The 13046-nt window shown below is 64.1% G+C and carries 10 protein-coding genes and 1 pseudogene; 2 read left to right on the top strand and 9 right to left on the bottom strand.

Translation table 11 applies throughout. The features are described from left to right. Nucleotides 1–45: 45 nt before the first annotated feature. The 7 genes from purU to AC3WJP_RS19920 form a co-directional block, all read right to left on the bottom strand. Nucleotides 46–903 carry a formyltetrahydrofolate deformylase gene (purU, locus tag AC3WJP_RS19950; protein WP_493724476.1) on the bottom strand — a complete coding sequence of 286 codons (858 nt, stop codon included), beginning with the start codon at nt 901–903 and terminating at the stop codon, nt 46–48. A 199-nt stretch (nt 904–1102) separates the two neighbouring features. Continuing rightward, entirely contained in the window at nt 1103–1735 is a 633-nt protein-coding gene (locus tag AC3WJP_RS19945) for a sarcosine oxidase subunit gamma (protein ID WP_493724475.1), read from the bottom strand. 142 nt (nt 1736–1877) lie between these two features. Then, nucleotides 1878–4895 (bottom strand): sarcosine oxidase subunit alpha, encoded by a 3018-nt coding sequence (locus AC3WJP_RS19940; protein ID WP_493724474.1) that lies wholly within the window; start codon nt 4893–4895, stop codon nt 1878–1880. After that, nucleotides 4892–5188, bottom strand: a complete 297-nt coding sequence (locus AC3WJP_RS19935) for a sarcosine oxidase subunit delta (protein WP_493724473.1) — start codon at nt 5186–5188, stop codon at nt 4892–4894. The genes AC3WJP_RS19940 and AC3WJP_RS19935 overlap by 4 nt, the downstream gene beginning before the upstream one ends. A 14-nt stretch (nt 5189–5202) precedes the next feature. Continuing rightward, nucleotides 5203–6453 (bottom strand): sarcosine oxidase subunit beta family protein, encoded by a 1251-nt coding sequence (locus tag AC3WJP_RS19930; RefSeq protein WP_493724472.1) that lies wholly within the window; start codon nt 6451–6453, stop codon nt 5203–5205. 23 nt (nt 6454–6476) lie between these two features. After that, nucleotides 6477–7730 (bottom strand): serine hydroxymethyltransferase, encoded by a 1254-nt coding sequence (glyA, locus tag AC3WJP_RS19925; RefSeq protein ID WP_493724471.1) that lies wholly within the window; start codon nt 7728–7730, stop codon nt 6477–6479. Nucleotides 7731–7974: 244 nt separating this feature from the next. Then, on the bottom strand, nt 7975–8688 hold the full coding sequence (locus AC3WJP_RS19920; RefSeq protein ID WP_493724470.1) for a TraX family protein: 714 nt from the start codon (nt 8686–8688) through the stop codon (nt 7975–7977). 450 nt (nt 8689–9138) lie between these two features. On the opposite strand from AC3WJP_RS19920, the gene AC3WJP_RS19915 reads away from it, so the two are divergent. After that, nucleotides 9139–10185: a threonine aldolase family protein gene (locus AC3WJP_RS19915; protein ID WP_493724072.1), complete on the top strand. Its 1047-nt coding sequence runs from the start codon at nt 9139–9141 to the stop codon at nt 10183–10185. A gap of 96 nt (nt 10186–10281) precedes the next feature. Here the strand turns inward: AC3WJP_RS19915 and AC3WJP_RS19910 are convergent, their stop codons facing one another. Next, nucleotides 10282–11010 (bottom strand): methyl-accepting chemotaxis protein, encoded by a 729-nt coding sequence (locus AC3WJP_RS19910; protein ID WP_493724074.1) that lies wholly within the window; start codon nt 11008–11010, stop codon nt 10282–10284. A 135-nt stretch (nt 11011–11145) separates the two neighbouring features. Further along, nucleotides 11146–12054 (bottom strand): annotated as a pseudogene (locus tag AC3WJP_RS19905) (HAMP domain-containing protein); the annotation flags it as partial. 492 nt (nt 12055–12546) lie between these two features. On the opposite strand from AC3WJP_RS19905, the gene AC3WJP_RS19900 reads away from it, so the two are divergent. Continuing rightward, nucleotides 12547–13038 (top strand): CS1 type fimbrial major subunit, encoded by a 492-nt coding sequence (locus tag AC3WJP_RS19900; RefSeq protein ID WP_493724071.1) that lies wholly within the window; start codon nt 12547–12549, stop codon nt 13036–13038. Nucleotides 13039–13046: the final 8 nt, after the last annotated feature.

Genomic DNA, 13046 nt, shown 5'->3' with positions numbered 1-13046 from the left:
AGGTGTGTAGAAGAGACAGGGCCGGCCCAGCCGCCACAGAACTATCTAAAGCACCACCGTACGATTGGCATTGAGGAACACCCGCCGCTCGATATGGAACCCCACCGCGCGCGCCAGCGTCTGGCATTCGATGTCGCGGCCCTTGGCGATCAGGTCTTCAGGGTAGGCGCTGTGATCCACGACTTCCACGCCCTGAGCGATGATCGGGCCTTCGTCGAGGTCGTTGTTGATGTAATGCGCGGTGGCGCCGACCAGCTTCACGCCCTTGTTGTAGGCCTGGTGATAGGGCTTGGCGCCTTTGAATCCGGGCAGCAGCGAGTGGTGGATGTTGATCGCCCAGCCATCCAGACGGCGGCACAGCTCCGGCGACAGCACCTGCATGTAACGGGCGAGAATCACCAGCTCGGCGCCAGTCTGCTCGATCACCTCGAGTACCTTGCGCTCTTGCGCGGGCTTGTCGTGGGGGTCGAGGGGGAAATGGTGGTAAGGGATGCCGTGCCAGGCGGCCAGCGGTTCGAGGTCGGGATGGTTGGAGACGACCGCCACCACGTCCATGGACAGCTGGTTGATGCGCTGGCGATAGAGCAGGTCGTTAAGGCAGTGATCGGCCTTGGAGACCATGATCACCACCTTGGGCCGGAACTGCGGCGGAGTCAGCTCGAAGACCATGCCGAACTGCTGGCCGCGTTCGCTGAGGCCGGCGCGGAAGGCTTGCTCGTCGAAGCCGTCGGGCTGGCGAAATTCGACGCGGATGAAAAAACGCCCGCTGAGGCGATCATCGAACGAGTGGTGCTCGGTGACGTAGCAGCCCTGCTCGAACAGGTAGCGGGTGACGGCGTCCACCGTACCCAGCAGGCTGGGGCAATCGGCGGTGAGGATCCAGGTGTCGGGGGCGCGGCTCATGGGGTGGGTGTCCTTGCTCTCTATGTAGCGAGGGGGCTTGCCCCCGAAAAATGTGCCTGATACACCGCTGATCGGGGGCAAGCCCCCCCGCTACAGGTAGGCGGAGGTCTTGCGAGCCTCTTCGCGGGCAAGCCCGGCTCCCACAGGTGTACGGCGATCCATTGTGGGAGCAGGGCTTGCCCGCGAAGGGGCCGCCAGGTCAGGCCTCGATCTCCAGCCCGAACTCGGCCGAAGCATCCTGCAGCCACAGCCACCAGTAATCGGCGAAGCTGCGGCGGATCAACAATTCCCAGGTGCTCTCGTCAGCGCGACGAATCACCAGTTGCGATTTGGCGAACACCGTACCGACGGCCTTGCCCACCGGGAAGTTGTTCGGATGCACGTCGTAGCTGGTGGACTTCATCAGCAGCTCGCGCACCTTGTCGCCGGTCAGCGACAGCAGGGTCTGCCCGCCGCTGACGTTGACCACCGCGATATGCAGGCCGGCCAGAGCTTCGCGCAGCTTTTGCTCGGCCGCCAGCTCTTCACCGCTCGGCACGATCAGCAGCCATTCATCCGGGCCCAGCCACTGCAGCGAAGTCTCGCCGTTGTAGACCACCTTGAGCGCCGAGGGCAGTTCCAGGCCGAGGGCCTTGTGCACGCCGCCGGCGAAGGCGGGATCGTGGCCGTCGCCGCGCAAGGTCAGGTGGCCCAGCAGTTTTTTCTCGCGCAGCGTCACGCCGGCGTTGCTGCGGCCCTTGCCGACCAGGCTGGCGAGGTCGGCATGGTGCAGCGGTGTCTCGACTTTAACGCCCTCGGCGGGGCGCTGTTGGTAAACGTTGACTGTGGTCATAAGGACACCTGTCGTTGAATGCTGTAATTCTGTGTAGCGAGGGGGCTTGCCCCCGAAATAGGTAAGTCAGGCGCATCTCTGAACGCTGACGGTTTTCGGGGGCAAGCCCCCTCGCTACAGGGTGGGTGTGCAGACTCGCAGGTCAGATATTCTGCCGCTCACCCTTCGGATCGATGAACACCGAGGAGCAGATCTGCGCCTCGATCACCGTGCCATCGGCCAGCGGTGCGAACACCCGCTCACCCATGCGCTTCAAGCCGCCCTTCACCACCGCCAGGGCAAACGAGTGCCCCAGGCTCGAACTCATGTAACTGGAGGTCACATGGCCGACCATGGTCATCGGGATCGACTGTTGGGTGTCGAACACCAACTGCGCGCCCTCCGGCAGCACCTTGTTGCCGTCCACCGGCTTGAGACCGACCAACTGCTTGCGCTGATCACGCACGCAGTCTTCGCGATTCATGCCGCGCCAGCCGATCCACGAGAACGGCTTGGTACGGCCCACGCACCAGCCCATGTTCAAGTCGTCCGGGGTCATCGAGCCGTCCGTGTCCTGGCCGACGATGATGAAGCCCTTCTCGGCACGCAGCACGTGCATGGTCTCGGTGCCGTACGGAGTGAGGTTGTACTGCTTGCCCGCCGCAACGATCTTTTCCAGCACACCCATGGCGTAGTCGGCCTGGATGTTGACCTCGTACGACAGCTCACCGGTAAACGAAATCCGGAACACCCGCGCTGGCACCCCGCCCACCAGGCCTTCCTTCCAGGTCATGAACGGGAAGGCGTCCTTGTCCAGGTCGATATCCGTCACTTCGCTCAGCAGCTTGCGGCTGTTGGGGCCCGACAGGGTCAGGGTCGCCCAGTGGTCGGTGACCGAGGTGAAGTACACCTTCAGATCTGGCCACTCGGTCTGCTGGTAGATTTCCAGCCACTGCAGCACGCGCGCGGCACCGCCAGTGGTGGTGGTCATCAGGAAGTGATTGTCGGCCAGGCAGGCGGTCACACCGTCGTCGAAGACCATGCCGTCTTCCTTGCACATCAGGCCGTAACGGGCCTTGCCCACGTCCAGTTTGGTCCAGGCGTTGGTGTAGATGCGGTTGAGGAATTCCCGGGCGTCCGGGCCCTGGATGTCGATCTTGCCCAGGGTGGAGGCGTCCAGCAGGCCGACGCTGTCACGCACCGCCTTGCACTCGCGGGCCACCGCAGCGTGCAGATCTTCGCCCTTTTTCGGGAAGTACCACGGGCGCTTCCACTGGCCGACGTCTTCGAACTCGGCGCCATTGGCCACATGCCAGGCGTGCAGCGCGGTGAAGCGCACCGGTTCGAACAGGTGGCCGGCGTGACGGCCGACGATGGCGCCGAAGGTTACCGGGGTGTAGTTGGGGCGGAACATGGTGGTGCCCATCTCGGTGATCGAGATGCCGCGGCTGCGAGCGGCGATAGCCAGGCCATTGATGTTGCCCAGCTTGCCCTGATCGGTCCCGAAGCCCAACGCGGTGTAACGCTTGACGTGCTCGACCGACTCGAAGCCCTCGCGGGTCGCCAGTTCGATGGCGGCGGCGGTGACGTCGTTCTGCAAATCGACGAACTGCTTGGGCGCACGGGCGGTCGGCTTGTCGTGGGGCACTTGATACAGCGCCACGGTCGCTTCTTCAGGGCGCGAAAGGGTCTGCGGCACCGTGCCTTCGACGATCCTGAAGCCCGCTTCGGCGGCAGCGCGAGCGCCACCCTCAAAGCCGTCCGCCAGGGTGTCGCCCAAGGCGAACACACCGTTGATGCCACCCACGCATACGCGTTTCTGCGGCGCCTCGCCCGGCACGAAGCCGAGGATGTCTTCACGCCAGACCGGCTTGCCGCCCAGGTGCGAAGCCAGATGCACCACCGGGCTGTAGCCACCGGAACTGGTGATCAGGTCGCACTCGAGCCATTCGCCGGGGCTGGTCACTTTCAGGTTGGCGACGTCGATGGCGGCGATGCGCGCGGCGGTCACGTGCTTGCTGCCACGGGCCTCGATCACGGCGCTGGAGGTAAGAATGCGCACGCCCTTGGCGCGGGCCTCTTCCACCAGGGCACCACGCGGGTTGCTGCGCGCGTCGGCCACGGCCACCACCTGCAGGCCGGCGTCGAGCCAGTCCAGCACCACACGGTAGGCGAAATCGTTGTTGGTGCTGAGTACCAGCTTTTTGCCCGGCGCCACGCTGTAGCGGCGCACGTAGGTGGACACGGCACCGGCGAGCATGTTGCCCGGCACGTCGTTGTTGCCGTACACCAGCGGCCGCTCGCAGGCGCCGGTCGCCAGCACCACACGCTTGGCGCGCACCCGGTGCAGGCGCTGGCGCACCTGGCCGATCGGCGCGCGGTCGCCGAGGTGATCGGTCAGGCGCTCGTGGATGGTCAGGAAGTTGTGGTCGTGATAGCCGTTGACGGTCGCCCGGGGCAGCAGCACCACATCGGGCAGGCCGCGCAATTCTTCGATCACACTGGCAACCCATTCAACCGCCGGCTTGCCGTCGAGGCTCTCGCGGGTGTCCAGCAGGCTACCGCCGAACTCTTCCTGCTCGTCGGCCAGAATCACCCGTGCACCGCTGCGCGCGGCGGCCAGCGCGGCGGCCAGGCCGGCAGGGCCGGAGCCCACCACCAGCACGTCGCAGTGCTGGTTGTAGTTGTCGTAGGTGTCCGGGTCGACTTCAGTTGGCGAACGGCCCAGGCCGGCGGCTTTACGGATGTACTTCTCGTAGGTCATCCAGAACGACTGCGGGTACATGAACGTCTTGTAGTAGAAGCCCGGCGGCATCAGCTTGCCGCCGACCTTGCCGAGAATGCCCATGACGTCGGTGTTGACGTTCGGCCAACCGTTGGTGCTGGTGGCCACCAGGCCCTGATACAGCGCCTGCTGGGTGGCGCGCACGTTGGGGATCTGGGTGGCTTCGGTGGCGCCGATCTGCAGCACGGCGTTGGGCTCTTCGGCGCCGGCGGCGACGATGCCGCGCGGCCGCGAATACTTGAAGCTGCGGCCGATGATGTCGACGCCGTTGGCCAGCAACGCGGCGGCCAGGGTGTCGCCTTCATAGCCCTTGTAGCTCTGGCCGTTGAAGGTGAACGTCAGGACCTTGCTGCGATCGATACGACCGCCGTTGGACAGGCGATTGACCTGGCTCATGCTTTCTCTCCTGCGCCAGTCACTTGCGGCCTGGTGCCGATCGGATAGGTTTCGAGAATCTCGTAGGTCACGGTGTCGCGCGTCGCGTTGAAGTACTGACGGCAACCGGCAGCGTGAATCCACAACTCGTGGTGAATGCCACGGGGGTTGTCGCGGAAGAACATGTACTCGCCCCATTCGGCATCGGTGCAGGCACCGGGGTCGAGGGGACGCGGAATGTGCGCCTGGCCCGAGCCGTGGAATTCTTCTTCGGAGCGCAGTTCGCCGCAATGAGGACAGAAGATGTGCAACATGGATGATTCTCCTGTTAGTGGGCGACCGCGGCAGCGCCGTGTTCGTCGATCAGTGCGCCGTTGTGGAAACGCTCGATGGAAAAGGGTTTGGCCAGCGGGTGCATTTCACCCTTGGCCAGGCTTGCGGCAAACACGTTGCCCGAGCCCGGGGTGGCCTTGAAGCCGCCAGTGCCCCAACCGCAGTTGAAGAACATGTTCGGCACCGGCGTCTTGGAAATGATCGGGCAAGCGTCCGGCGTGGTGTCGACGATGCCGCCCCACTGGCGGTTCATGCGCACCCGCGAGAGCACCGGGAACATCTCGACGATGGCCTGAATGGTGTGCTCGATCACCGGGTACGAACCGCGCTGGCCGTAGCCGACCCAGCCGTCGATACCGGCGCCGATCACCAGGTCGCCCTTGTCGGACTGGCTGATGTAACCGTGCACGGCGTTGGACATGATCACGCTGTCGATGATGGGCTTGATCGGCTCCGACACCAATGCTTGCAGCGGGTGGGATTCGACCGGCAGGCGGAAGCCCGCGAGCTTGGCCATGTGCCCGGAGTTACCGGCTGTCACCACACCGACGCGCTTGGCACCGATAAAGCCCTTGTTGGTCTCGACGCCGATGCACACACCGTTTTCCTTGCGGAAGCCAATCACCTCGGTCTGCTGGATCAGGTCCACGCCCAAGGCATCGGCCGCACGGGCGAAGCCCCAGGCCACGGCATCGTGACGGGCCACGCCGCCGCGACGCTGCACGGTGGCGCCGATGATCGGGTAGCGGGTGTTCTTGCTGCAGTCCAGGTACGGAATCTCTTCGGCCACCTGGGCGCCGTTGAGCAGTTCGCCGTCAACGCCATTGAGGCGGTTGGCGCTGACCCGACGCTCGGAATCACGCATGTCCTGCAAGGTGTGGCACAGGTTGTAGACGCCGCGCTGGGAGAACATCACGTTGTAGTTCAGGTCCTGAGACAGGCCTTCCCAGAGTTTCATGGCGTGTTCGTAGAGGAACGCCGATTCATCCCACAGGTAGTTGGAACGCACGATGGTGGTGTTGCGCGCAGTGTTGCCGCCGCCCAGCCAGCCCTTCTCGACCACGGCCACATTGGTGATGCCGTGCTCCTTGGCCAGGTAGTAGGCCGTGGCCAGACCGTGGCCGCCACCGCCGACTATGACCACGTCGTAGACTTTTTTCGGGGTGGGCGTGCGCCACATGCGCTGCCAGTTTTCATGGTGGCTGAGGGAGTGCTTGAAGAGGCCGAAGCCCGAATAGCGTTGCATAGTCATTTACTCCAGACAGGCTCTCAGCGGTAAACCGGGAAGTCGGCGCACAGGGCGGTGACGTTGCTGGCCACATCGGCCTCGACGTCGGCATCGCCCAGGTTGTCGAGGATGTCGCAGATCCAGCCGGCCAGCGTCACGCACTGGGAGACCTTGAAACCACGGCTGGTGACGGCCGGCGTGCCGATGCGCAGGCCCGAGGTCACGAACGGCGACTGTGGATCGTTGGGCACGGCGTTCTTGTTGACGGTGATGTGCGCGCGGCCCAGGGCGGCGTCGGCATCTTTGCCGGTCAGGCCCTGACGGATCAGGCTGACCAGGAACAGGTGGTTGTCGGTACCGCCGGACACTACATCGTAGCCACGATCGATAAACACGCCAGCCATGGCCTGGGCGTTGTCGATCACTTGTTGCTGATAGGCCTTGAAGCTCGGCTCAAGCGCTTCCTTGAAGCACACCGCCTTGGCGGCGATCACGTGCATCAGCGGACCGCCCTGGCCACCGGGGAATACCGCGGAGTTGAGCTTTTTCTCGATCTCTTCGTTGGCCTTGGCCAGGATCAAGCCGCCACGCGGGCCGCGCAGGGTCTTGTGAGTGGTGGTGGTGACTACGTCAGCGTAGGGCAGCGGGTTCGGGTACAGGCCTGCGGCGACCAGCCCGGCGACGTGGGCCATGTCGACGAACAGGTAGGCACCGACCTTGTCGGCAATCTCACGGAAGCGCGGGAAATCCAGGGTCTTGGAGTACGCGGAGAAGCCGGCGATGATCATCTTCGGCTGGTGCTCGACGGCCAGGCGCTCGACTTCGTCGTAGTCGATCAGGCCGGTGTCGGTGTCGATGCCGTATTGGACGGCGTTGTACAGCTTGCCCGAGAAGCTCACTTTGGCGCCGTGGGTCAAGTGCCCGCCGTGGGCCAGGCTCATGCCCAGCACGGTATCGCCGGCCTGCAGCAGTGCCAGGTACACCGCCGCGTTGGCTTGCGAGCCGGAATGCGGCTGGACGTTGGCGTAATCGGCGCCGAACAGCTGCTTGGCGCGCTCGATGGCCAGCAGTTCGACCTTGTCGACGTGCTCGCAACCGCCGTAGTAACGCTTGCCCGGATAGCCTTCGGCGTACTTGTTGGTCAGGCCGCTGCCCTGCGCCTGCATCACGCGCTTGCTGGTGTAGTTCTCCGAGGCGATCAGCTCGATGTGATCTTCCTGACGCTGCTCTTCGGCGTTCATGGCCGCCAGCAGGGCGTCGTCGTAACCTTGGATCTGGTCTTGTTTGCTGAACATCAGGGTTCTCCCGGCGGCGGCGGCGCGCCTGTGGCATGAGCTCAGCGGCCCCTACGGGAAGGCCGCCCTATGGATGCGATGGTAGGGCTGGCGCGTGCGGCCCAGATGCCTACGGACGCCACGCAAAGGTGCGTTTACGACATGGCTGCTGACCGCGGCCTGTGGCGAGGGGGCTTGCTCCCGAAATGCTACGCCGGGTGAGCTGGCTGCGTCTGTTCGGGCGCCTCGGGGGCAAGCCCCCTCACTACAGGGGTAGCGTGGCCTTTAGTACCCATAGGCAGATGAAATGCACCGGGTAGAAGCCATAGGCCCAGCGGCCGAGCGGCGGGATCTGCAAGGGCAGGCGCTGACGCAAAAGCGCCATGCCCAGCAGCGGCGCCAACAGGCAGGCGGCGATGCCCGCCATCGCCACCCAATAGCCCTGCATCGATTGATCGAGCAATTCGAGCCAGACGTTGGCCAACAGACACAGCAGCCCGGGCAGAACTTGCCAGCCCAGCGGTCGTTGGTAGACCAGCCACATCACCGCCGGCAACAGCACGCCAGGCAAGCCGAACATCAAATCGTCGCTCCACCCGGCGGCAGCGGCCAGCGCCACAGCGCCCAGTGCAAGGGCCATGGGCGAGCGCTGCCGGAGCGCATTGGTGACCAGCAGGCCGAGCGTCAGGGTCGGCATTACACTCAAGGTTTCAGCGGGCACCACAAACAGCCGATACGGCCACTCCGACACCAGCGTGAACGCCAGCATCCAGCCCAGATACCGCCACGGCAGCGGCGCCGCTCGATCCCGGCGCGCCTGATGCGCCGCAATCGCCAGGCAAAACCACGGGAACGCCAGACGGCCGGGGATATACAACGGGTCCAGGGAGTCGCCGATGTAGCGCAGGTGATCGAGCACCATGCTCAACAGGGCCAACCACTTGAGGGCGTCCAGAGCCGTGTCGCGTTTTGTCTGCATGGGGTTTCCTTGTGACATGGCTGTTTCTGTGGCATCGGTGTCCCTGTGGCATTGGTGTCCCTGTGGCATTGGTGTCCCTGTGGCATTGGTGTCCCTGTGGTGAGGGGGCTTGCTCCCGAGAGGCCGTACCTGACCCTGCGCGGTGAATCAGCTCCGGCCTCTCGGGAGCAAGCCCCCTCACCACAGGGTCAGTTCCGACCCCTCGGGAGCAAGCCCCCTCACCACAGAGTCAGTTCCCGCCCCTCGGGAGCAAGCCCCCTCTCCACAGAATCAGTTCCGGCCCCTCGGGAGCAAGCCCCCTCACCACAGGGTCAGTTCCGGCCCCTCGGGAGCAAGCCCCCTCACCACAGAGTCAACCGCCCCTTAGGTATACATCTCAGAAATTTTTCCGATACGCGCCCGCAGCATTTCCCGCTAAAGTGCCCCATCATCGATCACAAGGAACCGGCCATGAACGAGCAAAGCCAACAGTTCGCCAGCGACAATTATTCCGGCATCTGCCCGGAGGCCTGGGCAGCGATGGAAGCCGCCAACCACGGCCACGAGCGCGCCTATGGCGACGATCAATGGACCGCCAAGGCCGCCGATCAATTCCGCCAATTGTTCGAAACCGACTGCGAAGTGTTCTTCGCCTTCAACGGCACCGCCGCCAACTCCCTGGCCCTGTCGTCGCTGTGCCAGAGCTACCACAGCGTCATCTGCTCCGAAACCGCCCACGTCGACACCGATGAATGCGGCGCGCCGGAATTCTTCTCCAACGGCTCCAAGCTCCTCACCGCCCGCACCGAAAACGGCAAGCTCACCCCCGCCGCCATCCGCGAAGTCGCCCTCAAGCGCCAGGACATCCACTACCCCAAACCGCGGGTGGTCACCCTGACTCAGGCCACCGAATGCGGCAGCGTCTATACCCCTGACGAAATCAAGGCCATCAGCGCCACCTGCAAGGAGCTCGGCCTCAACCTGCACATGGACGGCGCCCGCTTCGCCAACGCCTGCGCCTTCCTGGGCTGCACCCCGGCCGAGCTGAGCTGGAAATCCGGCGTCGACGTGCTGTGCTTCGGCGGTACAAAAAACGGCATGGCGGTGGGTGAAGCCATCCTGTTCTTCAAACATGAGCTGGCCACCGACTTCGACTACCGCTGCAAACAGGCCGGACAACTGGCCTCCAAGATGCGCTTTCTCTCCGCGCCCTGGGTCGGCCTGCTGGAAAACGACGCCTGGCTCAAACACGCCCGCCACGCCAACGCCAGCGCGCAGCTGCTGAGCCAACTGACGGCCGACATCCCGGGCGTTCAATTACTGTTCCCGGTGCAGGCCAATGGGGTGTTTCTGCAGATGTCGGAAGCGGCACTGGAAGCGCTGCGGGGCAAGGGCTGGAGGTTCTATACCTTCATTGGCGAAGGTGGCGCGCGCTTCATGTGCTCGTGGGATACCGAGCAAGCGCGGGTGCGCGAATTGGCGGCGGATATCCGTGCGGTGATGGCTCAACGTCCATAACCTCTGTAGCGAGGGGGCTTGCCCCCGAAAACGGCCCACACACCGAGTAGTGCCTGACGCCCAATCGGGGGCAAGCCCCCCTCGCTACAGAGCGCTCTACAGCCTGAACCCACCCATCTGCCGCGCCAGATCATCCGCCAACCCGCTCAAGGCGCGGCACTCCTCGCGGCAATCCCGTACTTCCCCGGCCGTCGCCCGCGCCAGGTCGGAAATCCCCTGCACATTGCGGTTGATCTCCTCGGTGACTGCCGATTGCTCCTCGGTCGCCGTCGCCACCTGATGGTTCATGTCGCTGATGCGCTCGACCTGCTCGGTAATCGCCGCCAACGAAGCCCCGGTGCGCTGGCTTGATTGCACGCCGGTGCCGGTCGCGGCCTGCCCGGTCTGCATCGATGCCACAGCGTTCTGCGCGCCCTGCTTCAGCCGCGCGATCATCTGCTGAATTTCGTCGGTGGACAGCTGCGTGCGCTGCGCCAATGTGCGCACCTCGTCCGCCACCACCGCAAAGCCACGGCCCATCTCCCCGGCCCGCGCCGCCTCGATCGCCGCGTTCAGCGCCAGCAGATTGGTCTGCTCCGAGATGCCGCGAATCACCGCCAGCACCTGATCGATCGACGCCACCTGCGTCGCCAGCTCGGCCACCGCCGTCGACGCCACGCCAATCTCGTCGCTCATCCCCTCGATATGCACGATGGACCCGCGCACCACCTCACGCGCCTGCAACGCCTCGTCCCGCGCGGTCTGCGATGCGCTGGCGGCATTGCCGGCGTTCTGCGCGATCTCCTGCACCGTCAGGCCCATCTCGTGCACTGCCGTGGCCACCATGTCGGTCATCTCCTGCTGGCGCCCGGCGCGATCCGCGGTGTTGTCCACCACCCTGGCCACCTGCCCCACGGTCGAGCGCAAACGCTCGCTGGTGCTCAAGACCTCGGCGATCATGTCCCGCTGACTGCCCAGAAACCGATTGAACCCGCGCGCCAGATCCCCCAGCTCATCCGCCCGAGTGTCATCCAGCCGATGGGTCAGATCGCCACCGCCACTGCCGATCGCCACCAGCGCCGTGGTCACCTGGCGAATCGGCCGGACCAGGCTGCGCGCCAGCCACACCACCAACAGCAGGCACAGCAACGCCACGCCGAGGCCGATCAAACTGGTCAACCACATGGCCTGACGCGCCTGGGCATAGATCTGCGCCTGCGGCACCTCAGCCACCAGCGTCCAGTTCAAATCCCGCAGCGGCAGGCTCAAGGCCAGATAATCCTCGCCATTGCGCTGGAACTTCGCCGTGGTCAACACCGACTTGCCCAGCACCGTCTGGGCTGCCTGGGCGCCGATCTGCTCCGACAGCTGCCGCTTGCCGCTCAGATCGGTCTGCGGATGAATCTGGATCAAGCCATCCCCGCGCACCAGATACACCCTGCCGCGCTCGCCGAAACTGTAGTTTTTGATCAGTGCCGACAGCTCATCCATGCTCAAGCCCAGGCCCGCGATGCCCAGCAACTTGCCGGCCTGCTCCACGCGCAGGTCGATGAACAGCGTCAAGGCGCCAGTGGCCGTGTCGTTATCGATATTGAGGGTGCGCGGCTTGCCGCTGTCGAGAAAACCGAAGAACCAGGCGTCCTTGGCGTCGCTCCGGCTGAGCGTGCGATCCAGGCCCTTCTCGGTGTAATAACGGTTGCTCGCCGCCGACCCGATCAGCGCCGTGAAGGCCTTGTGCTGGGTGCGCACGCCGTCCAGATAGCCGGCGAACTGCGGCACCTGGGCACCGTTTTCGCCCTCGGCCAGCCACTGGCGCACCATCGTGTTGCTGCTGATGTCCTCGGCGGCGGTGAGCGGCTGCACGAGGATGCGCTCGATGTCATTGCGCATCGCCTCGATGCTGGCCGGCATGGCCGTCTCGAGCAGGTAAGTCTGCGCCAGGCGGTTGACCACCAGAGTATAGATGCCGACCACGATCAAAATGCTAACCAGCAGGGCGCTGCCCATGCTCAAGATCAGCTGCCATTGGATACTGCGTCGCCAGAACTGCATGGAGAACCCCCAAAGTGTGTATCGGGTGCTCTGCAACAGTTGTGCCGATTGTATACAAACCAGATCAAAATATTACACAAGATTACAGCAGCATCCCTCGTCTGACCCGCCTACGCCTGCGGCATTTGCCGCTGTACAGGGCAATACCTCCCATCAAGCGGCCTGCCAATCAGTACGTCGGTACAGACATTGGCGCGCTTGATTTTCAGACTTTTCCTATATCACGGTCTTGCTGCTGACTTTAAAGTGCGCCCCCCCCTGAACCGCTACAGGCGACGTGCCATAAGGGTTTCAGACCTCTCAATCGTGTTTTGCTCATAGGGATATTCCATGTCTTTGATTAAAAATGCCGTCATCGCTCCACTCGCCCTCGCCGCCATGGCCGCGTCGCTGAGCAGCCAGGCCGCACAGATCCGCCACACCATCCAGCTCGAAGCGAGCGTGCCGTCCTCCTCGTTTCTGGTGCAGCCCGTCGACCCGGATCTGACCGGCAAGGTCAACACCCTGGCATGGAGGCCCGGCGCCGAAACCATCGACTCGCTGCGTGCAGCGTTCTACGCCAAGCACACCGCCGGCAGCATCGAGGCCTCCGTCCTGGACGTACCGATGATGAGCAGCGCTACCGATAACATCGCCCTCACCGTCAAGTTCAATGGCGTCGAACTCAGCACCACCCCGGCTGAAGTCCTCACCAAAGCCGAAGCCGCTCTGTCGCCGACCGTCTACCTGGACATCGAACCGACCAAACCCACCACTGGTTACAACGAAGGCATGTACGTCGGCAACGTCAACCTGGCCTTCGACGCCGTCCTCGTTCCTTGATGATGCAA

The sequence above is a fragment of the Pseudomonas sp. GW821-FHT01A09 genome, from assembly GCF_058986725.1.
This window is presented reverse-complemented; position numbering and strand designations above follow the sequence as displayed.

Coding starts and splice junctions, on each gene's coding strand:
- purU (WP_493724476.1), bottom strand. CDS start 903: ATGAGCCGCGCCCCCGACACCTGGATCCTCACCGCCGATTGCCCCAGC.
- AC3WJP_RS19945 (WP_493724475.1), bottom strand. CDS start 1,735: ATGACCACAGTCAACGTTTACCAACAGCGCCCCGCCGAGGGCGTTAAA.
- AC3WJP_RS19940 (WP_493724474.1), bottom strand. CDS start 4,895: ATGAGCCAGGTCAATCGCCTGTCCAACGGCGGTCGTATCGATCGCAGC.
- AC3WJP_RS19935 (WP_493724473.1), bottom strand. CDS start 5,188: ATGTTGCACATCTTCTGTCCTCATTGCGGCGAACTGCGCTCCGAAGAA.
- AC3WJP_RS19930 (WP_493724472.1), bottom strand. CDS start 6,453: ATGCAACGCTATTCGGGCTTCGGCCTCTTCAAGCACTCCCTCAGCCAC.
- glyA (WP_493724471.1), bottom strand. CDS start 7,730: ATGTTCAGCAAACAAGACCAGATCCAAGGTTACGACGACGCCCTGCTG.
- AC3WJP_RS19920 (WP_493724470.1), bottom strand. CDS start 8,688: ATGCAGACAAAACGCGACACGGCTCTGGACGCCCTCAAGTGGTTGGCC.
- AC3WJP_RS19915 (WP_493724072.1), top strand. CDS start 9,139: ATGAACGAGCAAAGCCAACAGTTCGCCAGCGACAATTATTCCGGCATC.
- AC3WJP_RS19910 (WP_493724074.1), bottom strand. CDS start 11,010: ATGGTGGCCACGGCAGTGCACGAGATGGGCCTGACGGTGCAGGAGATC.
- AC3WJP_RS19900 (WP_493724071.1), top strand. CDS start 12,547: ATGTCTTTGATTAAAAATGCCGTCATCGCTCCACTCGCCCTCGCCGCC.